15 protein-coding genes are annotated in these 25,935 nt (G+C 69.6%); 12 read left to right on the plus strand and 3 right to left on the minus strand.

The annotated features are described in order from the left end of the window. The first annotated feature begins 72 nt into the window (after nt 1-72). Nucleotides 73-1,395, plus strand: coding sequence for an MFS transporter (locus tag KHO22_RS17435; protein WP_211948414.1), 1,323 nt, complete (start codon nt 73-75; stop codon nt 1,393-1,395). Between the two features lie 60 nt (nt 1,396-1,455). Here KHO22_RS17435 and KHO22_RS17440 read toward each other — a convergent pair whose 3' ends face one another. Continuing rightward, nucleotides 1,456-1,764 carry a hypothetical protein gene (locus KHO22_RS17440; protein WP_211948415.1) on the minus strand — a complete coding sequence of 103 codons (309 nt, stop codon included), beginning with the start codon at nt 1,762-1,764 and terminating at the stop codon, nt 1,456-1,458. Nucleotides 1,765-1,947: 183 nt separating this feature from the next. On the opposite strand from KHO22_RS17440, the gene KHO22_RS17445 reads away from it, so the two are divergent. Further along, nucleotides 1,948-2,172 (plus strand): DUF2188 domain-containing protein, encoded by a 225-nt coding sequence (locus tag KHO22_RS17445; protein WP_211948416.1) that lies wholly within the window; start codon nt 1,948-1,950, stop codon nt 2,170-2,172. 59 nt (nt 2,173-2,231) lie between these two features. Here the strand turns inward: KHO22_RS17445 and KHO22_RS17450 are convergent, their stop codons facing one another. Further along, nucleotides 2,232-2,780: a BON domain-containing protein gene (locus tag KHO22_RS17450; RefSeq protein WP_211948417.1), complete on the minus strand. Its 549-nt coding sequence runs from the start codon at nt 2,778-2,780 to the stop codon at nt 2,232-2,234. Between the two features lie 267 nt (nt 2,781-3,047). Between KHO22_RS17450 and KHO22_RS17455 the strand changes: the two genes are divergently transcribed. Both KHO22_RS17455 and KHO22_RS17460 read left to right on the plus strand, forming a co-directional pair. Continuing rightward, nucleotides 3,048-3,662, plus strand: coding sequence for a DUF421 domain-containing protein (locus KHO22_RS17455; protein ID WP_211948418.1), 615 nt, complete (start codon nt 3,048-3,050; stop codon nt 3,660-3,662). A 227-nt stretch (nt 3,663-3,889) separates the two neighbouring features. Then, entirely contained in the window at nt 3,890-4,264 is a 375-nt protein-coding gene (locus tag KHO22_RS17460; RefSeq protein WP_211948419.1) for a hypothetical protein, read from the plus strand. Between the two features lie 59 nt (nt 4,265-4,323). On the opposite strand, the gene KHO22_RS17465 is transcribed toward KHO22_RS17460, so the two are convergent. Beyond that, on the minus strand, nt 4,324-4,599 hold the full coding sequence (locus KHO22_RS17465; RefSeq protein WP_211948420.1) for a hypothetical protein: 276 nt from the start codon (nt 4,597-4,599) through the stop codon (nt 4,324-4,326). 380 nt (nt 4,600-4,979) lie between these two features. Here KHO22_RS17465 and KHO22_RS17470 point away from each other — a divergent pair, with 380 nt between their 5' ends. The 8 genes from KHO22_RS17470 to treY all read left to right on the plus strand — a co-directional run bounded on the left by KHO22_RS17470 (nt 4,980) and on the right by treY (nt 25,934). After that, nucleotides 4,980-8,339 carry an alpha-1,4-glucan--maltose-1-phosphate maltosyltransferase gene (locus KHO22_RS17470; protein ID WP_211948421.1) on the plus strand — a complete coding sequence of 1,120 codons (3,360 nt, stop codon included), beginning with the start codon at nt 4,980-4,982 and terminating at the stop codon, nt 8,337-8,339. A gap of 52 nt (nt 8,340-8,391) precedes the next feature. Beyond that, nucleotides 8,392-11,757, plus strand: coding sequence for a maltose alpha-D-glucosyltransferase (treS, locus tag KHO22_RS17475; RefSeq protein ID WP_211948422.1), 3,366 nt, complete (start codon nt 8,392-8,394; stop codon nt 11,755-11,757). Further along, nucleotides 11,754-14,003, plus strand: coding sequence for a 1,4-alpha-glucan branching protein GlgB (glgB, locus tag KHO22_RS17480; RefSeq protein ID WP_211948423.1), 2,250 nt, complete (start codon nt 11,754-11,756; stop codon nt 14,001-14,003). Before treS ends, glgB begins: the two co-directional genes overlap by 4 nt. Nucleotides 14,004-14,005: 2 nt before the next feature. Beyond that, nucleotides 14,006-16,225 (plus strand): glycogen debranching protein GlgX, encoded by a 2,220-nt coding sequence (glgX, locus tag KHO22_RS17485; RefSeq protein ID WP_211948424.1) that lies wholly within the window; start codon nt 14,006-14,008, stop codon nt 16,223-16,225. Next, on the plus strand, nt 16,222-18,495 hold the full coding sequence (gene malQ / locus KHO22_RS17490; protein WP_211948425.1) for a 4-alpha-glucanotransferase: 2,274 nt from the start codon (nt 16,222-16,224) through the stop codon (nt 18,493-18,495). Before glgX ends, malQ begins: the two co-directional genes overlap by 4 nt. A gap of 25 nt (nt 18,496-18,520) precedes the next feature. After that, nucleotides 18,521-21,064, plus strand: a complete 2,544-nt coding sequence (locus KHO22_RS17495; RefSeq protein WP_211948426.1) for a glycogen/starch/alpha-glucan phosphorylase — start codon at nt 18,521-18,523, stop codon at nt 21,062-21,064. 180 nt (nt 21,065-21,244) lie between these two features. Then, a complete protein-coding gene (gene treZ / locus KHO22_RS17500; protein WP_211948427.1) occupies nt 21,245-23,230 on the plus strand; it encodes a malto-oligosyltrehalose trehalohydrolase in 1,986 nt (661 codons plus the stop codon). Then, the gene (treY, locus tag KHO22_RS17505) at nt 23,205-25,934 is read left to right on the plus strand and encodes a malto-oligosyltrehalose synthase (RefSeq protein ID WP_211948428.1); all 2,730 of its coding nucleotides are present in this window, start codon (nt 23,205-23,207) and stop codon (nt 25,932-25,934) included. The genes treZ and treY overlap by 26 nt, the downstream gene beginning before the upstream one ends. Nucleotide 25,935 lies beyond the last annotated feature (1 nt).

The raw sequence follows: 25,935 nt of genomic DNA on the forward strand, positions 1-25,935 counted from the left end.
CCTTCCCGCCCAACCCGTAGCGAAGGCCTGCCAAAGGCCGGCGCGGGCGGCGCTTACACCGGAGACAAAGCAATGAGCAATCTGGCCTCAGGGGCGATTGCGGCCCCCGCTTACGCCGCGCATGAAGAAGACGCGCTGTACCGCAAGATCTGGCTGCGCCTGATCCCGTTCCTGTTCGTGTGCTACGTGGTTTCATTCCTGGACCGCATCAACATCGGCTTTGCCCAGTTGCAGATGAAGCAGGACCTGGGCTTCAGCGACGCCATGTACGGCCTGGGCGCCGCGGTGTTCTACGTCGGCTACGTGCTGTGCGAGGTGCCGAGCAACATGCTGCTTGCACGCTTCGGCGCACGGCGTACGTTCACGCGCATCATGGTGCTGTGGGGCGCGGCCTCGGTCGCCATGATGGCGGTGTCCTCGCCGACGCAGTTCTACCTGCTGCGCTTCCTGCTTGGCGTGTTCGAGGCAGGCTTCTTTCCCGGCATCGTGCTCTACCTGACCTACTGGTTCCCGGCCAGGCGCCGCGCCGCGGTCATGGCGATCTTCTTCGCCGGCGTTGCGGTTGCCGGCGTGCTGGGCGGCCTGGTGTCGGGCTGGATCATGCGCGACATGGCCGGCGTGCTCGGCATGCAGGGCTGGAAGTGGATGTTCGCGATCGAAGGCGCACCCGCCATCGTGCTCGGCGTGCTCGCCGCGTTCATCCTGGTCGATGAACCGCGCCAGGCCAGCTGGCTCACCGACAGCGAAAAGGCATTCCTGACACGGGCCCGCACCGAAAGCCTTGACGTCAAGGCGCACTCGTTGCAGGCGCTGCTGCAGGTGCTGCGCAACCCGCGCGTCTACCTGTTCGCGTTCATCTACTTTTCGCTGACCTGCGGCTCGCTGGCGTTGAGCTTCTGGATGCCGCTGATGATCCGCGATTTCGGCGTCACCGATGTGGTCTCGATCAGCCTGTACTCGGTCGTGCCCAATGCGGTGGGCGCGGTCGGGCTGATCCTGATTGCGCGGCATTCGGACCGCAGCGGCGAGCGCCACCGGCATTTCCTGCTGTGCACGGCCGGCGGCGCACTCGCGCTGGCCGCGCTCACGCTGCACCTGCAGAGCCTGGCCGCGATGCTGGCCATCCTGTCCGTGGCCGCGGTGCTGATCTTTGCCGCGCTGCCGGTGTTCTGGTCGCTGCCGCCGAGCCACCTGCCCGCCAGCGGCGCAGCGGCCGGCATCGCGTTCATCAGCAGCGTGGGGATTACCAGCGGCATTGTCAGCCCATGGGTGATCGGGCAGATCAAGGTGCAGACGGGAAGCCTCGACAATGCGCTGTACCTGCTGGCCGCCTTGCTGCTGGTCAGCGGCCTGTCGATGTGGCTGGGCGTGCCACGTCAGCCGGATCCATCCTGACGGCCGCGTGGCCGCTCCGGACATGCGCCCGCTGCGTTGCCGCCGGGCGCGTTTGCCTTCTCAATGCGGATGGCTGCACGGAATCACTGCGGCGATCTCCTCGCGCATGACTTCCACCACGTCGTCGATCTCCAGGCCTTCCGCGGTGACCAGGACTTCCTGGCCGCGGCTGATCGCATAGACCACGCCCCGCCAGTGCCCTGAGGACACGACTTCACTGAGGCGAATATCGAACTCCGTGTCCTGGTCCTGGCTGTAGACCGTCACCAGGTCCCCGATCCGGGGCATCCAGCCGACATCGCCGTCGAAAGCGCGGGCCACCACAGTGACTGGAGACTGAGTCAGTCCCCGCGCGAATCTTGCACGCATGGCTAGCTCCTTTAACAGGCGATCCCAGTCCAGCTTACAAGAGCAAGCCTAAATGACCAGAAATTTTCGCCCGCGAGTCGCCCTTGCTGCTCCTGGCATGTCAGAGGGTGACCGATAGACAGTGGCGAAAATGAGGCCACAATGGCATTGTCGGCGCATGCCTCGGCGCCTCAGGAGACAGAGATGGGCAGCAACCTACACGTCGTGCCTTACGGAAATGGTTGGGACGTCATTCACGAAGGTGCGCGTTACGCGGAATCCCACCACGCGACGCAGGAGGCGGCGATCCAGGCTGCCACCGCGCTCGCGCGGCGCAAAAAGGTTGAGCTGCTGATTCATGCAAAGGACGGTAGCGTCCGGGCGCGCAGCAGCTACGCCGGCCGCGACCTCAGCGCCATTGCCGGCTAGGCCGCGCTGCTGCGGGAGCCGGCCGCACCGGGCGATGCCGGGGCACCCGCCTTTCTGATTCAGGAGGACGGCTTGCCCTGTCCGCCACGGCTAACGCGCAGGCGATTGAACAGGTCGCGCACGCCAAAGACGTCGTCCGCGATATCCTCGACCCGGTACTTCTGCAGGCGGTCTGGCACGCTTCCTTCGAGCGTGACCACGCCACTGTCCACGCGGACTTCGACGTCCCGCACATCGAGGCGGCCACTGCGCGTCAGGCGGTCGCAGATGTCCTCGAGGATCCGCGCATCGCTGCGTTGATACCCGCGCGGCCCCACTGGCCGGTAGCGCGGTGGAGTCCCCTGCCCGCTACGCGACACGCGCTCATTGAACCCCGTGAACTGCTGATAGGCCTGCGCCCACTCGTGGCTGTCCGGCGGCAGTTGCCGCTGCCGAGTTTCATCCCGTGGCCCCGGGAACTCCGCAGGATCCACCGGCTGGTCGTAGTCGAAGACGCCATAGGCGCCCACGTAATGGCTGCGCATGTCGGTGTCATCCGGTTGCGGCGCTTCACGCCATGGCGCGTCCCATGGCACGTCCGGTCTGGCGGGTCGGCGGCTTCGGTCCATGTCTGTCTCCGGCGGTTCACTGCGGGATCAGTCCTTACAAGGTCCTTCCAAGCAAGATGGGCGCCATATTGCCCGGCGCAGGTACCGTCGCGCGCGGCGGCAGGAATTACAAGATCCCGTGCGCCTGTGCACGTACATTCTTCTGCCCGCCCCGCTCTAAGCGCCCGTTGCGAGCGGCGATGTGCGCGATACGGCTGGCACGGAAACTGCCGCCGCGTCAGTCATCGTTAACGCAGGCGATGCGCAATGGATTCCCTGACCGGCCTCATGCTCGCCCTGATGGGCGAAGGCGACCCGCTCACGTGGTGGCAGGGCGCGGTGCGCGCCATCATCGTCTTCCTGTCCACCTGGCTGCTGCTGCGCGTGGCGGGCCGCCGCGCGTTCGCCCAGAAGACCGCGTTCGACCTGTGCGTCGTGCTGCTGCTCGGCGCCGTGCTGTCGCGCGCCATCATCGGCGCGACCGCCTTCCCGACGGCGTTTGCGGCATCGCTGGTGCTGGTGCTGATGCATCGGGCGGTCGGATGGCTGTCGTCGCGCTACGCCGCGTTCGACCGCATCACGGGCGGATACGCGATCGACGTGGTCGAGCACGGCGAAATTGATCGGGCGCGCATCGCGCAAGCCATGGTCAGCGAGGAAGACCTGAAGGCCAGTCTGCGCGCGTCGTTGCAGGCCGAAACGCTGGAGGGCGTCACCCGGGTCGTGCTGGAGCGAAGTGGCGATCTGACGTTCGTGCGCGAAACGAAGAAGCCATCCGCGACCGGTGGCCGCGCCACGCAGGCCCATGCGAACGACCAGGGAGCGACGCCAGCATCGCGGCACCCGGTTGAAAACGCCGACAAAGTCAACGGCACGTCGGTCTCCCGCTGGTCCGGACGATGAGTACGCCCCGGGGCCGGCACCAGCACCGACCTGCTGTCGCGCCACAATCCGCGCCCGGACCGGTGCCCGGCACGGCATGCGGCGAATCACCGTGCGCGAGGCCGCCGCCGATTGGCGCTGGGGCGGCTGTGCCACTACTGCGAACTGGCCCGACGTGGCGACACCAGCCGTGGCTGCCAGAACACCAGCGCCGTACCTTCGTCGCCTGACGACAACCGGAGACCGACATGAAACGGACCCTCGCCACCACTGTGCTGGTGATCGGCGCCGCGCTTTGCCTGCCCGCCTTTGGCCAGCAAGCGCCGGCATCGCCCAATGCGCCGAACCCAAGCGCCCCGCCAGCCCCGGAAGGCGCGGGCGGCACGCGCAATGCGCCCGCCATGACAGCGCCCGGCGCGACAGCACCCGCCACAACGGACATGCACAGTGGCACCGGCATGGCAACGGACCAGCCCACGCACAAGGCCAAGAAGTCCAGCACGCCATCGGGCACCACCGCTCGCCACAAGAAGCCGCGCGAGCAAGGCACGCCGCCCGCGCCTACGGCCGAGGCCCCAAGCGGCCCGAAGGGAGATTCCCCTGATCCGCTGCCCAAGCAGTAATCAAGGCGCCGTATGAGCAAAAGGGGCGTTCCGTGCCGTAGGGCGCGCGACGCCCATGCTCACCCCGGCCGCCGGGCGCCCGCGCGGGCCGTGTCGTGCCAGGCCTTGTCCGCCTTGCGCATGCCGCGCACGTTCATGGCGACCAGCGCCACCTGCAGCAAGATCAGCGCGTAGGCGTCGCCCTGCCAGCCCCAGGCAATCCACAGGATGTTGCTGAGCAGGAACACCCAGAATCCGGCGCGCCGCCGCGCGTCCGAGCGGGACCCGACGAGCCACGTCGCCAGCACGGTGGCCGCCATCGCCGGCCATTGCATCGCTTCCAGCCAGTCCTGCATGCGCTCTCCCCGTGCCTGTCCGGCACCGGACCCCGCATGAACCGTACCCGGCCGGGAGTCGCCCCGCCGTGGTGGCAAGAAGCGCACGCGCCGCGAGGCCAGGGCAATTTTTGCAATGGCCGCGGCGCGGCCTGCAGTTATTACACGCCGCACCGTCGCAGCCGTGGCGCGCTTGCGGCCGCGAACTCGGCCATTCTCCTTGCCCATACCCGGATACGCCGCCGGATACGCCGGCCCATTCGAAGGCCCGTGCAGCGCTTGGCACGCGCTTCGCATGGCTCTGTTCAGTTTCACTCCGCTGGGGATGCGGGGCATGCGGGCCTCTGCCGGGGCCGGATGTCTGCCTGCCCGTGTTGGCCAACCAGCCAAGGGAATGCTACGTGCGGATCTGCCTGCTCAATATCGACCGAATCACCGACCCTCCCGACGCACAGCACGACGCGCTCCGGCGCGTCGCAGCGCTGGGATTCGACCATGTCCTGCTGTCCGGCCGCTCCGCCGTCCTGCCGGGGAGCCGCGACACGCTGTCCGCGCTGGCGGCACTCTGCGCGGATAGTGCGCGACACGGCCTGACGCCGTTGCTCGACATCTCGCTTGACCGCTATCCGGAGAGTGCGGAGAGTGGCACCGGCATCGACCCGGCATGGATCGATCGTGCCGCGCCAGCCTTTGCGCCACACGATACCGACAACCACCTGCCCGGCTTGCGGCTGCGCTGGCAGTCGCCCACGGTGGCTGCCGCGCTGGTGGATTGGTGGGCCACGCCGTTGCGCGCCGCGCTCGCGGCCGGCGTTGCCGGCTTCTGCCTGCGCGCGCCGGCACGGGTGCCTGGCCGGCACTGGGCCACGCTCACTACCGCGCTGCGCGGCGACGGCATCGCGCCGCAAGGCCCGCGTCCCCTCTTTTTGGCCTGGACGCCGGGCCTGACGCCGGCACAGCTTGACGACCTGGTGCCCGGGCAGTTCGACGGCGCGTTCTGCTCCCTGCCATGGTGGGACTTCCGCAGCGCGTGGCTGACCGAGGAGATTGCGCGCCTGCGTGTGTTCGGGCGAGTGCTGGCAGCGCCATCGCTGTCGCCGTCAAGCCAGGATGCGCTGTCCGCGCGACGCGCCTTGTGGACCGCCGCCGCGATCGGCGACGGCCTGCTGGTGCCCGCGGGCTTCGAGACCGGTGGCACAAAGGCCCATGATCCGTTGGCCGACGACGGCGGCGCCCGCGACGGCGCGCCCTACGACATCACCCATGAAGTGCTGCAGGCCAACGCCTGGCTGGCCACGCGTCCGCCCGCGCCCGCGGTGTCGGTCAGGCTGCTGAGCGGACCCGACGCCGCGCTGACCGTGCTGGCGCGCCTGCAGGCACCTGACAGCAGTGATGGCGACAGCGCTGTCCCGACGGAATCTGCGCTGACGGTGGTAGTCAACCCGGACACAAGGGACCCCGGCAAGCTCGGGGTCGACCGCGTGCTGGCGACGCTGCCGCGCGCGTCATCGCGACTGGAACCGTCGGACGGCGGCCCGGGCGGCAGCCTCGACCCTGACGCCGCGCTCGATGCGCTGGCCGACATCACGCTGGCACCCGCAGACATCCGCCTCTATCGCGCCGTCACCGCGCCCGCCCGGTATGCCGCGCGCGTGCCCCAGCCCGGCGATGCCGCCACCGCAAGCGGCCTTGGCAGTGTGGTGGCCGCGCTGGAGGCGCCGCGCATTGCCATCGAAGCGGTCGAGCCCGCCTGCGACGGCGGGCGTTTCCCCGTGCGCCGCGTGGTCGGCGAGCGCGTCGAAGTCAGCGCCGATATCTGGATGGATGGCCACGACAAGCTGGCCGCTGCCGTCCTGTGGCGCGCGCCGGGTGAAGACACCTGGCAGGAAGCGCCGATGCGCCATGTGGTCAATGACCGCTGGTACGGCAGTTTCCCGCTGGTCGGACTGGGCCGCCACGCGTTCACGGTGGAAGCCTGGCGCGATACGTTTGCAAGCTGGCTCGACGAGATCGGAAAGAAGCGCGCTGCAGGCGTGGATGTATCGCTGGAGATCGAGGAGGGGGCACGCCTCGTGGCCGATGCGCTGATGCCCGCGCAAGGCGGCACGCCCCCCCACCCCGAGCTGGCCGCGCTGGTCGACGAACTGGCCGCCAGCGCCGGCGACGACCACGCACGGCTCGAAATCCTGCTGTCGCCGCGTGCCGCCGCGGCCATGCATGCGGCCATGCAGAAGCCCGAAGGACGACCGTTCGCGAGCCGGCATCCGGTGCCGATGCCCGTGGAAGCGGAACGGCTGGCGAGCCGCTTTGCGAGCTGGTACGAACTGTTCCCGCGCTCGACCAGCAACGACGAGAGCCGCCACGGCACCTTCGACGATGTCATCGTGCGCCTGCCCGCCATCCGCGCCATGGGCTTCGACGTGCTGTACTTCACGCCCATCCACCCGATCGGCAAGACCCATCGGAAAGGCCGCAACAACAGCCTGCGGGCGCAGCCGGACGATCCGGGCAGCCCCTACGCGATCGGCGCCGGGGACGGCGGCCACGATGCCCTGCACGCCCAGCTCGGCACCTTCGAGGATTTCGAGCGCCTGCGCATTGCCGCCGCCGCGGCAGGGCTGGAACTGGCACTGGACTTCGCGATCCAGTGCTCACCCGACCACCCCTGGCTCAGGCAGCACCCGGAATGGTTCACGCGCCGTCCGGACGGGTCGCTGCGCTATGCCGAGAATCCGCCGAAGAAATACGAGGACATCGTCAACGTCGACTACTATGCGGCCGCGCCTGCCGCGGCGGCGCTGTGGCAGGCGTTGCGCGACGTGGTGATGTTCTGGGTCGAGCACGGCGTGCGCATCTTCCGCGTGGACAATCCGCACACCAAGCCGCTGCCGTTCTGGGAATGGATGATCGCCGACGTGCGCGCGCGGCATCCCGACACCATCTTCCTGGCCGAAGCCTTCACGCGCCCCAAGATGATGGCGCGGCTGGCCAAGCTGGGCTTCAGCCAGTCCTACACCTACTTCACGTGGCGCAATACGCGCGCCGAGCTGGCCGAGTACATGACCGAGCTGACGCAGAGCCCGCTGCGCGAATTCTTCCGGCCGCATTTCTTCGTCAACACGCCCGATATCAACCCGTACTTCCTGCATCGCGGCGGGCGTCCTGCCTTCCTGATCCGCGCGGCGCTGGCCACGCTGCTGTCGGGGTTGTGGGGCATGTACAGCGGCTTCGAGCTGTGCGAGTCCGCACCGCTGGTGCTCGACGGCAAGGAGCGCGAGGAGTACCTGGACTCCGAGAAATACCAGCTGCGCGCGCGCAACTGGCAGCAGCCCGGCAACATCGTGGCCGAGATCACGCGGCTGAACCAGGTCCGCCTGGGTCATCCCGCGCTGCAGAGCCATCTGGGACTGCGCATCTATCCGGCCGGCAATGACGCGGTGCTGTATTTCGCGCGCTTCGTCCCCGGCACCGGCTCGACCTTCGGCGACGATGTGCTGCTGGCGGCGATCAGCATGGACCCGTCCGCGGCGCAGGAAGCCACCGTCGACATCCCGCTGTGGGAATGGGGACTGCCCGACCAGGGCAGCGTCGCCGTGCAGGACCTGATGGACGAGCACCGTTTCGCGTGGCACGGCAAGCGCCAGCGCATCCGGCTCGATCCGGCGCGGCTGCCCTTTGCGCTGTGGCATGTGACCCCGATCGGCAGGCCGGCGCGGCGCGAAGCCATGCCGACCGCGGCGGCCGATCCGCACGGCGCATGAAGGCGCGGCGACAGACGTCGGACATTGGCAGAACCAAGGCACGGAGACACGGATGAAACGCCTGACCGAACCCGCCAACGCCCTGCTGCTCAATGCGGATCCGCTCTGGTACAAGGACGCCGTCATCTACCAGCTGCACATCAAGTCATTCTTCGATGGCAATGGCGATGGCGTGGGCGACTTCGCCGGCCTGCTGGCCAGGCTGGACTATCTGGTCGACCTTGGCGTCGACACCATCTGGCTGCTGCCGTTCTACCCGTCTCCGCGCCGCGACGACGGCTACGACATCGCGGACTACCGCGGCGTGCACCCGGACTACGGCACGCTGGCCGACGCACGCCGCTTCGTGGCGGCGGCACATGCGCGCGGCCTTCGCGTCATTACGGAACTGGTCATCAACCACACGTCCGACCAGCACCCGTGGTTCCAGCGCGCGCGCAAGGCCAAGCCAGGCTCCGCCGCGCGCCGCTACTACGTCTGGGCCGACAACGACCAGGCCTACGCCGGCACCCGCATCATCTTCTGCGACACCGAGAAGTCCAACTGGAGCTGGGATGCCGTGGCGGGGGCGTACTTCTGGCACCGCTTCTATTCGCACCAGCCGGACCTGAACTTCGACAACCCGCAGGTGCTGAACGAGGTGCTGTCGGTCATGCGCTTCTGGCTGGACCTCGGCGTGGACGGGCTGCGCCTGGACGCCGTGCCCTATCTCGTGGAGCGCGAGGGCACCAGCAACGAGAACCTGGCCGAGACCCACGCCATCATCCGCCACATCCGCACCCACCTGGATTCGCGCTATCACGGGCGCGTGCTGCTGGCCGAGGCCAATATGTGGCCCGAGGACGCGCAGCAATACTTCGGCCGCAGCGCCACGGGCGCCCATGGCGACGAATGCCACATGGCCTTCCATTTCCCGCTGATGCCGCGCATGTACATGGCAATCGCGCGCGAGGACCGCTTCCCGATCACCGACATCATGCGCCAGACGCCGGAGCTGCCCACCGACTGCCAGTGGGCGATCTTCCTGCGCAACCACGACGAGCTGACGCTGGAAATGGTCACCAGCAGCGAGCGCGACTATCTCTGGGAGGTCTACGCTTCCGACCGGCGCGCGCGCATCAACCTCGGCATCCGGCGCAGGCTGGCCCCGCTGATGGAGCGCGACCGGCGCCGCATCGAACTGATGAACAGCCTGCTGTTCTCCATGCCCGGCACGCCCGTGATCTACTACGGCGACGAGATCGGCATGGGCGACAACATCCACCTCGGCGACCGCGACGGCGTGCGCACGCCCATGCAGTGGTCGCCGGACCGCAATGGCGGCTTCTCGCACGCCGACCCGGAACGGCTGGTGCTGCCGCCGCTGCAGGGCCCGCTGTATGGGTACGAGGCCGTCAATGTCGAAGCCCAGGCGCGCGATCCGCATTCGCTGCTCAACTGGATGCGCCGCATGCTCGCGCTGCGGCGCAAGCACCGCGCCTTCGGCCGCGGCACGCTGCGCTTCCTGTTTCCGGGCAATCGCAAGATCCTGGCCTACCTGCGCGAGTACGAGGGCGAGCACATCCTGTGCGTGGCCAACCTGTCGCGCGCGCCGCAGGCCGTCGAACTCGACCTGGCCAGCTTCAATGGCCGCGTGCCCGTGGAGATGATGGGGGCCACGCCCTTCCCTGCGATCGGCACGCTCACCTACCTGCTCACGCTGCCGCCCTACGGCTTCTACTGGTTCGTCCTCAGCGAAGAGGCGCAGCCGCCCGCGTGGCACGTGACCGCGCCGGAACAGATGCCCGACCAGATCACGCTGGTGCTGCAGAACAAGGGACTGCCCGAGCTGACCGAGGCGTCGCGCCAGATCCTCAATGCCGAAGTGCTGCCGCCCTATATCCGCCGCCGGCGCTGGTTCGGCGCCAAGGACGAGAGTATCCAGCGCGCGTCGCTCGCCTACCTGGTGCCGTTCGCGCGGTCCGCCACGGGCGAGGAAATCTATCTTGGCGAAGTCGAGGTCCGGCTGTCCGGCGGGCGCACCGAGCGCTACCAGCTTCCGCTCGGCCTGCTGTGGGACCGCGAGAGCGCCGATAGCGTGTCGCAGCTTGCGCATGGGCTGTCGATGGCGCGTGTGCGCCAGGGCAGCCGCGTCGGCCTGGCCACCGACGGCTTCGTGCTGGAGCCATTCGCGCGCGAGGTGATCCACGCCTTGCGGGCCGGCGCCGAGTTGCACGGCCCGCAGGAGACGATCCGGTTCCGCGCCGAGCCGGGCCTGTCGGCGCTGCGGCCGGAACAGGAAGAGATCCAGTGGATGTCGGCCGAGCAGTCCAACAGCTCGCTGTCCTACGACAACTGCGCCGTGCTCAAGCTGGTGCGGCGCCTCTCGGGCGGCATGCACCCGGAGGTGGAGATGACGCGCTACCTGACGGCCCAGGGCTATCCGCATTCGCCGCCACTGCTCGGCGAAGTGTCGCGCACCGGCAGTGACGGCATTCCGCACACGCTGATGCTGGTGCAGGGCTATATCCAGAACCAGGGCAACGGCTGGGACTGGACGCTGAACTACCTGAGCCGCGTCATCGACGATGCGCTTCCCGCCAGCGAAAACGAGGACGAGTTTGCCGAAGCCATGAACGGCTACGCCTCCGTGGCCGGCACGCTCGGGCGCCGGCTGGGCGAGCTGCACGCGGTGCTGGCGCGGCCCACGGACGACCCGGCCTTCGCGCCGCTGGCAGCCACCGAAGCGGAAACGCGCCAGTGGGCCGAACACGCCATGGCGGCCCTGTCGCGCGCGCTCGCGCTGCTCGAAAAGCGCCCGCGCGACGATCCGAAATCCGCCAGCAAGCGTTTCCTGGCCGATGTCGACACGCTGATGAAGGTCCGCGCAGCCTTGCCCGAACTTGTCACGCGCCTGGCCGCGGCCGCGCCCGGAAGCCTGCAGACCCGCATCCACGGCGACTTCCACCTGGGCCAGGTGCTGATCGCGCAGAACGACACCTACCTCGTCGACTTCGAGGGCGAGCCCGGACTGCCGCTCGACTGGCGGCGGCGCAAGACCTCGCCGCTGCGCGACGTGGCGGGATTGCTGCGTTCGATCGATTACGCCGCGGCCACGGTCGGCACCGACCGGCAGGAGCGCACCCATGCCGAACTGCCCCCGGCACTGGCCGAGCGGCGCGTGGGTCTGCTGGAGCGCTTCCGGTCAACCGCGAGCGATGCCTTCCTGACCTGCTATCGCCAGCACATGGAAGCCTCCGGTGCGCCGTGGGTGCAAGCGGCGCAGCTCCAGCCGCTGCTCGACCTGTTCCTGCTGGAGCGCGCCGCCTACGAAGTCGAATATGAAGCCGCCAACCGCGTGGCATGGATTGACCTGCCAGCCAGCGGCCTCGCGCGCATGGCGCGCAAGCTGCTGGCCGCAAACCTGGAGCCCCAATGAGCCGTGTCGACAACCGGCCCGAGCGCCGCTCCGGCACCATCGCCGACGGCGAACTGAGCGCGCTGCTGGAGGGCCGCCATCGCGACCCGTTCGCCGTGCTGGGGCCGCATCAGGACGGCGGCGCGCTGGTCGTGCGCGCCTGCGTGCCGGGTGCGCAAGCCGTGACGCTGACCGATTTGCAGGGCACGCCGCTGACAGACATGACTGCCCTGCACCACGCAGGCGTGTTCAGCGGGCGCCTTGCCGCCGGCACCCCGGGCTACCAGTTGCGGGTGCGCTGGCCCGACGGCAGTGAGCAGCTCAGCCACGACCCCTATGCCTTCGGCCTGCTGCTCGGCGAACTGGACCTGCACCTGATCGCCGAAGGACGGCACTTCGAGCTGGGTGCCTGCCTGGGCGCGCAGTGGCGCCGGATCGACGGCGTCGAGGGCGTGCGCTTTGCCGTGTGGGCGCCCAATGCGCGGCGCGTATCGGTGATTGGCGACTTCAACGGCTGGCAGCCCGCCCGGCACCCGATGCGCCTGCGCCACCCCGGCGGCATCTGGGAGCTGTTCATCCCGGCGGCCATGGGCGCGCGGCCCGGCTGCCGCTACAAGTTCGACCTGCTCGACCCGCACGGCGCCGAACTGCCCGACAAGGCGGATCCGCTCGCCCTGGCCACCGAGCCGCCCCCGGCCACCGCGTCGGTCGTGACCGAACCCCAGGTCTCCGCCCCACCCTTCCCGTGGCAGGACCATGACTGGCTGCGCCTGCGCAATGCCGTCGAGCCCTACGCGGCCCCGCTTTCCATCTATGAGGTCCATGCGGGGTCGTGGCTGCGCACGGCCAATGACCCCGCGCACGGTTGGGAAATCCTGGCCGACCGGCTGATCCCCTACGTCTGCGAGCTCGGCTTCACGCACATCGAGCTGTTGCCGGTGACCGAGCACCCGTTCGGCGGCTCATGGGGCTACCAGCCCTTGTCGCTCTACGCGCCCACGGCGCGGCTCGGGCCACCGCAGGCGTTCGCGGCGTTCATCGACCGTTGCCACCGCAGCGGCATCGGCGTCATCCTGGACTGGGTGCCGGCGCATTTCCCGACCGATCCGCACGGGCTGGCGCATTTTGACGGCACCGCGCTGTACGAACACCAGGACCCGCGCGAAGGCTTCCACCAGGACTGGAACACGCTGATCTACAACCTGGGCCGCAACGAAGTGCGCGGCTTCCTGCTGGCCGGCGCGCTGCACTGGCTCGAGCACTTCCACGTCGACGGGCTGCGCGTGGATGCGGTGGCGTCCATGCTCTATCGCGACTACAGCCGCGGGGCCGGCCAGTGGGTACCCAACCGCTTCGGCGGGCGCGAAAACCTGGAAGCGGTGGCCTTCCTGCGCGAACTCAACTCGGTCGTGCATGAACGCTGCCCCGGCGCGCTCACCATCGCCGAGGAGTCGACCGCGTGGCCCGGCGTCACGGCCAGCGCCGCCAGCGGCGGGCTGGGCTTCGACTTCAAGTGGAACATGGGCTGGATGCACGACACGCTGCGCTACCTGTCGCTGGACCCCATCCATCGCGCGTGGCACCACCAGGACATGACGTTCGGGACGGTCTATGCCTGGTCGGAGGCATTCGTGCTGCCGCTGTCGCACGACGAGGTCGTGCACGGCAAGGGATCGATGATCGGCAAGGCGCCCGGCGACGACTGGCAGCGCTTTGCCGGCCTGCGTGCCTATTACGGATTCATGTGGGCGCATCCGGGAAAGAAACTGCTGTTCATGGGCGGCGAGCTTGCCCAGTGGCAGGAATGGAACCACGACGCGGAACTCGACTGGGCGCTGCTCGACCACCCCATGCACCGTGGCGTCCATACGCTGGTACGGGACCTGAACGCCCTGTACCGGGAACTGCCCGCCCTGCACGAACTTGACCATTCCCCTACGGGATTCCAGTGGGTGGTCGGCGACGATCACCAGAACAGCGTCTTCGCCTGGCTGCGCCGCCCCGCGCCCGGCAGCGGCGACGTGGTGCTGGCCGTGGCCAACATGACGCCGGTGCCGCGCCACGGCTACCGCATCGGCGTGCCCTTCGCCGGCTGCTGGCGCGAGCGCCTCAACACCGATGCGGCCTGCTATGGCGGCAGCAACGTCGGCAACGACGGCGCGCTCATGGCCGAGGCCGTGCCGGCGCATGGGCAGGAGGCCTCCCTGTCGCTCACCCTGCCGCCGCTGGGCATGCTGCTGCTGCAGCATGCCGGGGCGCAGGCTTGACCATGGCGCTCCAGGCCGCGGACCGGCTGCTGGCCGGCAAACCTTACCCGCTCGGGGCCCAGTGGGACGGGCTCGGCGTGAACTTCGCCGTGTTCTCGGCCAATGCCGCGCGCATCGACCTGTGCCTGTTCTCGGGCAACGGGCGCAAGGAACTGTCGCGCATGCCGCTGCCCGAATGCACCGACGAGATCTGGCATGGCTACCTGCCCAACGCCGCGCTGGGCACGTTGTACGGGTACCGTGCCTTCGGGCCGTACGACCCCGCGCGCGGGCACCGCTTCAACTCGCACAAGCTGCTGCTCGACCCCTACGCGCGCCAGCTCAGCGGACCGGTGCGGTGGTCCGACGCGCTGTTCGGCTACCGCCTGCACAGCGCGCGCGGCGACCTGACGCCGGACCGCCGCGACAGCGCACCCACCATGCCCAAGGGCGTGGTGGTCGACGAGAGCTTCCACTGGGGCAACGACCGGCCGCCCGACGTGCCGTGGCAGGACACGGTCCTCTACGAAGCCCACCTGCGCGGCGTGTCGATGCTGCGCGAAGATGTGCTGCCGCACCTGCGCGGCACCTTCGCCGCGCTGTGCGACCAGCGCTTCCTGGACCACCTGCTGGACCTTGGCGTCACCGCCGTGGAACTGCTGCCGGTGCACGCCATCCTGCAGGACCGCTTCCTGCTGGAGCGCGGCCTGCGCAACTACTGGGGCTACAACACGCTGTCCTACTTCGCGCCGGAGCCGTCCTACCTCGCCACGAGCCAGCTCCATGAGCTCAAGGTCGCGGTGCGGCGGCTGCACGCGGCCGGCATCGAAGTCATCCTGGACGTGGTCTACAACCACACCTGCGAAGGCAATGAGTTCGGCCCGACGGTGTCGTGGCGCGGGCTGGACAACGCCAGCTACTACCATCTCGTGCCCGGCGACGAACGCCGCTATCTCAACGACACCGGCTGCGGCAACATGCTCAACCTGCCCCATCCGCGCGTGCTGCAGATGGTGCTGGATTCGCTGCGCTACTGGGTCGAGTGCTACCACGTCGACGGCTTCCGCTTCGACCTGGGCAGCACGCTCGGCCGCGATCACAACGGCTTCGACCCGGACGCCACGTTCTTCGGTGCGGTGCTGCAGGACCCGGTGCTCAGCCGCGTCAAGCTGATCTCGGAACCGTGGGACCTGGGGCCGGGCGGGTACCAGCTTGGCAACCAGCCGCCGGGCTTCGCCGAATGGAACGACAAATTCCGCGACAGCGTGCGCCGCTACTGGCGCGGAGACGCCGGCCAGCGCGGCGAACTGGCGGCGCGGCTGGCCGGCTCGGCCGACCTGTTCGACCGGCGCCACCGGCGGCCGTGGTCCAGCGTCAACTTCATCACCGCGCATGACGGCTTCACGCTGGCCGACCTCGTCAGCTACAGCGGGAAACACAACGAAGCCAACGGCGAAGACAACCGCGACGGCACCGACAACAACCACAGCGCCAACTGGAGCCCGGACGGCAGCGTCGAAGGCCCCACGGACGATCCCGCCATCCTCGAACTGCGCGCGCGCGTGGCCCGGGCGATGATGGCCACACTGTTGCTGGCCGAGGGCACGCCGATGCTGACCGCCGGCGACGAGTTCGGGCGCAGCCAGGCGGGCAACAACAATGCGTACTGCCAGGACAATGCGCTGTCCTGGCTGGACTGGAAGCAGTCGCAGACGCCGCAGGGCCAGACGCTGCAGGAGATGGTGCGCCGCCTGCTGTCGCTGCGCCGCAGGCTGTACGCCCTCGGCGCCCACCGCTTTGCGCACGGCAATCATGAGCCGGTGCCGGGCATCGGCGATATTGCGTGGTTCGACACGGCCGGGCAGCCGCCCAGCCCCGAGGCGTGGGCCGACCCCGACATCCGCACGCTCGCGCTGCGCCGGGCGGAACGCGCTGAACTGGCCCGGCGCTCCCTGCGGGGCGGCCAGGGGGGCCAGGGCGGCCCGGCGCAGGTGACGCTGGTGCTGCTCAATGCAGGCGACACCGATGCGGTGTTCCACCTGCCCGAGCCGGCGCTGGACTGGCAGCGGCTCTTTGACAGCAGCCAGCCCGAGCTGCCCGAAGCCGGCCTGCCGGTGGCCGGCGCGACCTTGCAGGCAGTGCCCGCCCATGCCCTGGTCCTGCTCGCCGCCCAGGCCGAGCCGCCACCGCATGCCCGCCCGGCCACGCCGCCACACAGCATTCCGCAGGAGCCCGACGCATGACCTTGCCGACCGCCTCTCTACCCTCTCCATCCGCCCCGTTGCACGCGCTGGCGCGGCGTGCCGGCTTGCAGCCGCACTGGCTCGATGCCTGGGGCCGGCCGCAGCAGGTCGCGGACGCGGCGCTGCGCCGCTTGCTGCAAGGCCTGGCGCTGGCCTGCGACACGCCCGCGCAGTGCCAGGCCTCGTGTGCATGGCTGGACGCCGGGGATGCTGCCCGCGGGCTGCCTGCGCTGATCACGGCGGACCAGGGGCAGCCCGTCGCCGTGCCGTGGCCCGATGGCACGGATGCGCGGCCGTACCGGATCGAACTTGAAGATGGCAGCCGTCTCGACGGGACGGCCGAGCCCGCCGGAGACGGGATGCTGCGCCTCGCGCCCGTCGCCGCATGCGGCTACCACCGCCTGCACATTGGCGACGCGCAGGCTGTGCTGGCGGTGGCCCCGCAGCGCTGCTTCGGCGTGGACGACGCTCTGCGCACAGCCGGCCGCGCATCCGACCACACAGCCGACCCCACAGCCGACCGCGCAGCGGCGCGCGCGCGCGCCTGGGGGCTGGCGGTGCAACTCTATGGCCTGCGCCGCGGCGCGCCGACCGGCATGGGCGACCTGTCGGCACTGGCGCAGTGCTGCCAGGCAGCCGCCGGCGAACACGCCGATGCCGTGGCCATCAATCCGCTTCATGCGGGCTTTGCCGCGCTGCCGGAGCGCTACAGCCCTTATTCGCCGTCCAGCCGCCTGTTCCACAATCCGCTCTATGCGGACCCCGCCGCCGTCTTCGGGCAGGACGCGGTCGACAGCGCCATCGCGGCGCTGAACGCCGGCGCAGCTTTCGCGCAGCATGAGGCCCGCAGCGAGATCGACTGGCCGGAGCTGTCGCGGCTGCGCCTGTCCGTGCTGCGCTGGCTCTGGGAGCACCGCGGGCAACTGCTGCCGCCGGCAGCACTGGACGCGTGCGCCGCATTCCGCGCGCGCGGCGGCACCGCGCTGCACGATCACGCGTGCTATGAAGCGATCCAGGCCAGCCGCCTCGGCGCAGCGGCCAACGGCATGAATGCAAGCGGCGCGGCGGACTGGCGCTGCTGGCCGGTGACGCTGCGCTCGCCCGCCGATCCGGCCGTGGCTGCGTTCGCGATGACCCATGCGCAGGAAATCGACTACCACGTCTTCCTGCAATGGCTGGCCGACGACGGACGCGCGCGTGCCCAGCAGGCCGCGCGCGACGCGGGCATGGCAATCGGCGTGATCGCGGACCTGGCGGTGGGCGCGGACCCGGGCGGCAGCCAGGCATGGTCGCGCCAGCAGGACATCCTCGACGGTTTCCACGCCGGCGCACCGCCGGATGTCTACAACCCGCACGGACAGGACTGGGGCGTGTCGGTGTTTTCTCCGCGAAGCCTGCACCAGCATGGCTATGGCGCGTTCATCGAGATGCTGCGCGCCAACCTGGCCCATGCCGGCGGGCTGCGCATCGACCATGTGCTGGGCCTGGCGCGCATGTGGCTGGTACCGGCGGGCGCTTCTGCCCGCGACGGGGCCTACCTGGACTTCCCGCTGCAGGTGCTGCTGCGGCTGGTGGCGCTGGAATCGTGGCGGCACCGCGCCATCATCATCGGCGAAAACCTGGGCACCGTGCCGCCGCACCTGGACAGCGCGCTGGCCGCGCGCGGCGTGCTCGGCATCGACGTGCTGTGGTTCGCGCGCGCGGAACCGGCACCGCCGGCACCTCCGGAAGCGGCCGCCACCGCACCCGATGCGCTGGCCGCGGTTGCGCCGGCCGATGCCGCGCCGTTCCTGCGCGCCGAGGACTGGCCCAGGCATGCCGTCGCCACCACCTCGACGCACGACCTGCCCACCGTCGCCGGATGGTGGCGGGGACAGGACCTTGCATGGCGCGAACGGCTCGGCTTGCTCGCGCCAGCCGAAACCCCGCAGGACGTGCGCGCCGCCCGTGTGCGCGAGCGCACCGCACTATGGCAGGCGCTGTGCGACGCTGGTCTTGCCGGCGGGGACCTGCCGGGCCCGGAACATCCGCCCCTTGACGCCGTGCTGGCCTGGCTTGGCCGCACCCGCACGCCGCTGTGCCTGTTGCCCCTGGAGGACCTGCTGGGCGCGGCCGAACAAGCCAACCTGCCCGGCACCACGGCGGGCCATCCCAACTGGCAGCGCAGGCTCGATGCGGATGTGCGCCGGCTGTTCGATACGCCGGACTTGCGCGCACGGGCACGGGCGGTGCGCCAGGGCCGCCTGCCCGGCGCGCCGCGCGCGCGCTGAGCCACCTTGATACGGAGCTCGCCCCATGACGGAAGCCAGCAGGTCCGAGCATGCCGACGATACCCGCACCGCGCTGTCGAGTGCCACGATCCGGCGCGCCTTCCTCGACCATGTGTTCCATACCCAGGGCAAACCGCCGGAGCATGCCAGCCAGAACGACCTCTACCAGGCGCTCGCGCATACCGTGCGCGACCGGCTCGTGCAGCGCTGGATCAGCACCTCCGAGGCGTACCTTGACCAGCCGTCGCGCACGGTCGCCTACCTGTCCGCGGAGTTCCTGATCGGCCCGCACCTGGGCAACAACCTGATCAACCTCGGCATCTACAGCGAGGTGGAGGCCGCGATGCAGGCGCTGGGACTGGACCTGGAGCAGATCCTCGCGCAGGAGATCGAGCCCGGGCTCGGCAACGGCGGCCTGGGCCGGCTTGCCGCATGCTTCATGGATTCGCTGGCCACGCTGGAGATCCCGGCGCTGGGCTACGGTATCCGCTACGAATACGGCATCTTCCAGCAGGCCATCATCGACGGCATGCAGGTCGAGAAAACCGATAGTTGGCTGCGCAACGGCAACCCGTGGGAGATCCAGCGTTCGGAGTGGGCGGTGCAGGTGCGCCTGGGCGGCCATACCGAGCACTACACCGACGACCGCGGGCGCTATCGCGTGCGCTGGGTGCCGGCCAAGACGGTGGTGGGCGTGCCGTTCGATTCGCCGATCCTGGGCTACCGCGTCAATACCGTCAACACGCTGCGCCTGTGGCGGGCCGAGGCGACCGAGGCCTTCGACTTCCCGACCTTCAACCGCGGCGACTACCTTGGCGCGGTCAGCAAGAAGGTCACCTCCGAAAACCTGACCAAGGTGCTCTATCCGAACGATGAAACCGAACAGGGCAAGGAACTGCGGCTGGAACAGCAGTACTTCTTCGTCGCCTGTTCGCTGCAGGACATGCTGCGGCTGCTGGCGGCCGACGGCATGCCGGTGTCGCGCTTCCATGAGAAGTTCGCGGTGCAGCTCAACGACACGCACCCCGCGGTCGCCATCGCCGAGCTGATGCGGCTGCTCGTGGACGAGCACGACCTGCCGTGGGACGAGGCCTGGGACGTCACGCGCCAGGCCTTCGCCTATACCAACCACACGCTGTTGCCCGAAGCGCTGGAGCAATGGCCGCTGCCGCTGTTCGGCCGCGTGCTGCCGCGCCATCTCGAGATCGTTCTCGAGATCAACACGCGCTTCCTGGAAGCGGTTCGCATCCGCTTCTATGGCGACGACTCGCGCCTGGCCCGCCTGTCGCTGATCAGCGAGCATGGCGAGCGGCACGTGCGCATGGCGCACCTGGCGTGCGTGGGCAGCCACGCCATCAACGGCGTGGCGGCGCTGCACTCGCGCCTGATGCGCGAAGACGTGCTCAGGGACTTCCACGACATGTGGCCGGAGAAATTCACCAGCATCACCAACGGCGTCACGCCGCGGCGCTGGCTGGCGCTGTCCAACCCGCGCCTGTCGCGGCTGGTGACCGATGCCATCGGCGAGGGCTGGGTCACCGACCTGGAACGGCTGCGCGCGCTGGAGCCTTTCGCCGACGATGCGGGCTTTCGCGAGCAATGGCAGGCCGCGCGGCGCGACAACAAGGTGGCACTCGCGGAACTGGTGCGCGACTGCACGGGCGTGGCCATCGACCCGTCGTCGATGTTCGACGTCATGGTCAAGCGCATCCACGAGTACAAGCGCCAGCACCTGGCCGTGCTGCATATCATCGCGCTCTACCACCGCATCAAGTCCGCGCCCAACCTCGACCTCGCGCCGCGCACATTCCTGTTCGGCGGCAAGGCCGCGCCGGGCTACGAGTACGCCAAGCTGATGATCCGCTTCATCACCAGCGTGGCCGACGTGGTGAACCGCGACCCGCAGCTGCGCGACCGGCTCAAGGTGGTGTTCCTGCCCAACTTCAATGTCAGCTGCGGGCAGCGCATCTATCCGGCGGCGGACCTGTCGGAGCAGATCTCGCTGGCCGGCAAGGAAGCCTCGGGCACCGGCAACATGAAGTTCGCCATGAACGGCGCGCTTAATATCGGCACCATGGACGGCGCCAATATCGAGCTGTGCGATGCGGTCGGCGCGGACAACTTCTTCGCCTTCGGGCTGACCGCGCCCGCGGTCTACGCCTTGCGCGCCGCAGGCTACGACCCGGCCGCCTACTACCACCGCAATCCCGAATTGCGCGCGGTGCTCGGCCTGATCCAGCAGGGCTTCTTCTCGCATGGCGATCCAGCAGTCTTCCGCGGCCTGTTCGACGAGCATCTGCGCCATGACCCGTACCTGCTGCTGGCTGACTTCGGCGCCTATGTCGAGTGCCAGCAGCGCGTCTGCGAAGCCTATATGCAGCCCCAGCACTGGCAGCGCATGTCGGTGCTGTCGTGCGCGCGCTCGGGGCACTTTTCATCGGACCGCGCCATCCGCGAGTACTGCGAGCGGATCTGGCGGGTCAAGCCCGTGCCCGTCCACCTGCTGCACCGCGCAAGCGGCACGCCGCGGCATGCGGACAGCGGCATCCGTGCGGGCAAAGGTCACTAGGGCCATGCATCTTCTACAAAGCGGCGCGCGGATGCGCCATCCCGACCACGCAGCGGCAGGGCCGGAGCGGTCCTTGCCACGGCCTGTGGCCTGGCATGGACTTCGCAGAACCAGGGCGGTGCCCGGCGCCTTCGGCGAACGGGGCCGCGCCCGCCCGGCCACAACTGTCAGGAGCCGATCTTGAACCAGTATTCGTTTTTTCTCGGAACCGGTGCCACCTCGGCGACACCTCGACTGGCGCCGCTGGACAGCTTCTCGGCCGGCGCGCCGCGGGCGCCCGCGGCCAACGACGATCCGCACGGCTATGCGTTTGGCCCGGTATGGCTGCCCGAGGGGCGCATCGGCTTCCGCCTGTGGGCACCGGACGCCGCGCAGCGTGGCGAGTCGGTGCGGCTGGAGATCGCGGGCATGGGGCCAGTGCGCATGACGCCGGGCGAAGGCGGCTGGTTCCACGCGGTCGTGCCGTGTGGCGATGGCACACGCTACTGGTTCCGGCTCGATGACGGCACCACCTTTCCCGATCCCGCTTCGCGGTGGCAGCCGGGCGACGTGCACGGCCCCAGTGTCGCGTGCCAGCCCAGGGCCGCCACCTATCCGTGGACCTGCCCGGACTGGCGCGGGCGACCGTGGCACGAGGCCGTCATCTGCGAGCTTCACGTCGGCCTGTGCGGCGGCTACGCGGGCGCCATGCAGCAACTGCAGCGGCTCAGTGCGCTGGGGTTCACCGCCGTGGAACTGATGCCGCTCGCCGAGTTTCCCGGCGCACGCAACTGGGGCTATGACGGCGTGCTGCCATTTGCGCCCGAATCCGCCTATGGCACCCCGGATCAGCTGCGCGCGCTGGTGGATCATGCACACAGCCTTGGCATGATGGTGCTGCTCGACGTGGTCTATAACCACTTCGGGCCCGAGGGCAACTACCTGCACCACTATGCGAACGCCTTCTTCCGGCAGGACCGCAAGACGCCATGGGGTCCCGCGATCGATTTCCGCCGCCCGGAAGTGCGCCGCTTCTTTACCGAGAATGCGCGCTACTGGCTGGAAGAGTTCCGCTTCGACGGCCTGCGTCTCGACGCCGTGCATGCCATCGACGACGAAGGCTGGCTGACGACGCTGCCGTCGGACCTGCGCGCGTGGCCGGGCATGGCCGGGCGCCACATCCACCTCGTACTGGAGAACGACCACAACGACGCCTCGCGCCTCGCGGCCGGGTTCGACGCTCAATGGAACGATGACGCCCACCATGCGCTGCATGTCCTGCTGACCGGCGAGCACGACGGCTACTATCGCGACTACGCTGCGGGTGCCGCGGACTCCGGCCAGGACGGCCAGCCCAGCCCGCATTCGCCGCTGCGGCACCTGGCCCGCGTGCTGGCCGAAGGCTTCGCCTACCAGGGCGAAGTGTCGCCGTTCCGGTCGGCCGCCGCGGATTCGCACGCGCCCGTCCGTCGCGGCCAACCCAGTGGCCACCTGCCACCCACGGCCTTTGTCTGCTTCCTGCAGAACCACGACCAGACCGGCAATCGCGCCTTCGGCGAACGGCTGGCCGCCCTGGCCGATCCCGAGGCGCTGCGCGCCGCGGTGGCGCTGCAACTGCTCTGCCCGCAGGTGCCGCTGGTGTTCATGGGCGAGGAATGCGGGGCGCAAACGCCGTTCTACTATTTCACCAGCCATCCTCCGGAACTGGCCGAGGCCGTGCGCCAGGGGCGCAGGCAGGAATTTGCCAGCGTGGCAGCCTTCGGCGACGAGGCGCGGGCACGGGAAATTCCCGACCCCAACGACCCGGCAACGTTCGAGGCCTCGCGACCGCCGATGCGCGTCGAGAATGACTGGACCCGCTACTACCGCCGGCTGCTCGCCATCCGGCAGGAATGGCTCATGCACCGGCTGCCGCGCGCCCGCAGCGCGGGCGTCGACGTGCTCGGGCGCGCCGCGCTGCGCGCACGCTGGCGCCTGGGCGACGGCGCGTGCCTGTCGATCTGGCTGAACCTGGGCCGGGAGGCCGTGACCTGCCAGCCGCCCGCGCCCGGCTACGCCATGCTTCACGAAACCGCCGCCGGCCACGCCGATTCGCTGGCCAGCGGTTCGCTGCCCGCGCTGAGCTGCATCGCCGTGCTGTCCGGCCACGGCACGCCAGGCCATGGCGTCGGCGCCGGCGTCCGCTGACCGGAGTGCGCAGCCGGGCGCGCCGCCGTTGCCGCCGCTGCTGCCGCGGGCCACCGCGCGCCTGCAACTGCGCCCTGGCTTCACGCTCGCGGACGCGGCCGGGGTGGTCCGCTACTATGCCGCGCTCGGCGTCAGCCACCTCTATCTCTCGCCGGTGTGCGAGGCGCGGCCGGGCTCCACGCACGGCTACGACGTGACCGATTTCACGCGCGTGCGCGACGAGCTTGGCGGCGAGAGCGCGCTGCGCGCGCTGGCAGGTCGCGCGCGGGACGCCGGACTCGGGCTGATCCTCGACATCGTGCCCAACCACATGGCCGCCGATGCCACCCACAATGCGTGGTGGCGCGACGTGCTGGCGCACGGACAGGACAGTCCGCATGCCGCATGTTTCGATATCGACTGGCAGCCGCCGGACCCGACCCTCCACGGCAAGGTGCTGGTGCCCGTGCTCGGCCATCCGTACTGGGAATCGCTCACACGCGGCGAGCTGCGCGTGGTGCCTGCCGCCGGCGGCGATGCGGCAACGCTGCGCTACTTCGAGCACGACTTTCCGCTTGCACCGGGCGAACTCCTGCGCCACGCCGCGAACCGTCCGGAATGGTTCGATGCCACGCACGAAGCCGGCCGCGAACACCTGCATGCCTTGCTGGAGCGCCAGCACTACCGCCTGGCCTGGTGGCGCACGGCGGCGACGGCGCTCAACCGGCGGCGCTTCTTCGAGATCAGCGACCTGGTCGGCATACGGCAGGAAGATGACGCGGTATTCGCCGCCACGCATGCGCTCGTGTTCCGCCTGCTGCGCGAAGGCATCATCGACGGCGTCCGGGTGGACCACGTCGACGGCCTTGCCGACCCCGCGGCCTACTGCCGGCGACTGCGCGCGTGCCTGGACGCGCATGCCGCCCATCGACCCTCGGCACCGACCCGGCCGCGCCCGTGGCTGGTGGTCGAGAAGATCCTGGCCGCGGGCGAGGCCTTGCCGGCGGACTGGCAGGTCGACGGCACCACCGGCTATGACTTCATGGATCAGGTCAGCGCGGTGCTGCACAGCGAGGCGGGCACCGCGCCGCTCGCCGCCTTGTGGCGACAGACCGGGGGCCGGCCCGCCAGTTATCCGGCCGCGCTCGCGGATGCGCGCCGCCAGATCCTGCGGCATCACCTGGTCACGGAATTCGAAGGCGCCTGCGCCCGCCTGCACGCTTGCGCGGCCGTCGAACCCGCCACACGGGACCTGACCCTGCCGGCATTGCGGCAAGCACTGGCTGCGCTGCTGGAGGCCGTCCCCGTCTATCGGACCTACTTCGACAGCCCGCCTTCGGGCCGCGATGCCGCCCCGCATGCCGCGCCACAAGCCGCCCCACATGCCGCCCCACATGCCGGGCAGGCAATGCTCGACACGGCAGCCCGCAGCGCCTGCGCTACGCTCGCACCCGAACAGGCGGCAGCGCTCGACTTTATCCTGGCTTGCCTGCGCACGCGGCAGCCGGATGCCAGCGCGCCGGCGCAGGCGCGGCGTCGCGTGCAGCAACTGATGCCGGCGCTGGCCGCCAAGGCCGGCGAAGACACGGCGTTCTACCGCTATGGGCCGCTGCTGTCGCGCAACGAGGTCGGCAGCCATCCGGCCGCGCTGGCGCTGGCGCCGGCAGACTTCCATGCCGCCATGGCGGCGCGGCAGCGGTCCTTTCCGCATGCGATGCTGGCCACGGCCACCCATGATCACAAGCGCGGTGAAGATGCGCGCATGCGCCTGGCGGTATTGAGCGAACTGCCCAAGGCGTGGGCCGCAGCGGTGCGCGCATGGGAGGCCGACGGCGCGCGCTTGCTGGCTTCGCTGCCCCGCGCTCCCGACCCGGCCGACCGGCTGATGCTGTACCAGACGCTGGTAGGCGCCTGGCCGATGCAGGCCGATGCGCTTGCGCGGCATGAGGCGCTGGCCGCATTCCTGCAGCGCATCGGCGCATGGCAGCGCAAGGCCATTTGCGAAGCCAAGCTGCATGGCAACTGGACGCAACCGGACCTTGGCTACGAAGACGCCTGCGACGCCTTCCTGCACGGGCTTGCGGCGGACTGGCCGCACGGCGGTCTGCTCGTCCGGATCGGCCAGTTCGCGCAGCGCGTGGCCCCGGCTGGCGCCATGAACAGCCTCGCGCAGGCCATGCTCCAGCTCACGGCGCCCGGCGTGCCGGACCGCTACCAGGGGTGCGAAGCGTGGGACCTGAGCCTGGTCGACCCGGACAACCGGCGACCACCCGACTATCAGCGCCTGCAAGCGCAACTGGACTGCGGCGCCGGCTGGGCCGAGTGGCTGCCGCGCTGGCGCGACGGACGTATCAAGCAGCAGCTCGTGCGGCACGCGCTGGCGGCGCGCCGCGCGCAGGAAGCACTGTTCCTGGAAGGCGACTACCAGCCGCTGATGGCGCAGGGTCCGCTGGCCGGCCACGTACTGGCCTTTGCGCGGACACGCGGCGCCCACGAAGCATTGACGGTGGTATCACGCCTTGGCGCCGCGCTCGTCGACCACGACCTGCCCCGCATTGCGCCGGCCCGCTGGGGCCACACTGCCATCAAGGCGGGCGAGCGGCGGTGCGGAAGCTGGATGGATGCGCTGACGCGGCAAACCTGCATTGCCGGGCCGGACGGCGCCCTGCCGTTGCGGGAAGTGCTTGGCGTGCTGCCTGTGGCGCTGCTGCTGCGGCCGGCCTAGC

This window comes from Cupriavidus yeoncheonensis (assembly GCF_905397275.1).
GTDB lineage: Bacteria > Pseudomonadota > Gammaproteobacteria > Burkholderiales > Burkholderiaceae > Cupriavidus > Cupriavidus yeoncheonensis.

What these genes read in the sequence shown, in the direction of transcription:
- KHO22_RS17435 (WP_211948414.1), top strand. Translation starts at nt 73, where the DNA reads ATGAGCAATCTGGCCTCAGGGGCGATTGCGGCCCCCGCTTACGCCGCG.
- KHO22_RS17440 (WP_211948415.1), bottom strand. Translation starts at nt 1,764, where the DNA reads ATGCGTGCAAGATTCGCGCGGGGACTGACTCAGTCTCCAGTCACTGTG.
- KHO22_RS17445 (WP_211948416.1), top strand. Translation starts at nt 1,948, where the DNA reads ATGGGCAGCAACCTACACGTCGTGCCTTACGGAAATGGTTGGGACGTC.
- KHO22_RS17450 (WP_211948417.1), bottom strand. Translation starts at nt 2,780, where the DNA reads ATGGACCGAAGCCGCCGACCCGCCAGACCGGACGTGCCATGGGACGCG.
- KHO22_RS17455 (WP_211948418.1), top strand. Translation starts at nt 3,048, where the DNA reads ATGCTCGCCCTGATGGGCGAAGGCGACCCGCTCACGTGGTGGCAGGGC.
- KHO22_RS17460 (WP_211948419.1), top strand. Translation starts at nt 3,890, where the DNA reads ATGAAACGGACCCTCGCCACCACTGTGCTGGTGATCGGCGCCGCGCTT.
- KHO22_RS17465 (WP_211948420.1), bottom strand. Translation starts at nt 4,599, where the DNA reads ATGCAGGACTGGCTGGAAGCGATGCAATGGCCGGCGATGGCGGCCACC.
- treS (WP_211948422.1), top strand. Translation starts at nt 8,392, where the DNA reads ATGAAACGCCTGACCGAACCCGCCAACGCCCTGCTGCTCAATGCGGAT.
- glgB (WP_211948423.1), top strand. Translation starts at nt 11,754, where the DNA reads ATGAGCCGTGTCGACAACCGGCCCGAGCGCCGCTCCGGCACCATCGCC.
- glgX (WP_211948424.1), top strand. Translation starts at nt 14,006, where the DNA reads ATGGCGCTCCAGGCCGCGGACCGGCTGCTGGCCGGCAAACCTTACCCG.
- malQ (WP_211948425.1), top strand. Translation starts at nt 16,222, where the DNA reads ATGACCTTGCCGACCGCCTCTCTACCCTCTCCATCCGCCCCGTTGCAC.
- KHO22_RS17495 (WP_211948426.1), top strand. Translation starts at nt 18,521, where the DNA reads ATGACGGAAGCCAGCAGGTCCGAGCATGCCGACGATACCCGCACCGCG.
- treY (WP_211948428.1), top strand. Translation starts at nt 23,205, where the DNA reads ATGGCGTCGGCGCCGGCGTCCGCTGACCGGAGTGCGCAGCCGGGCGCG.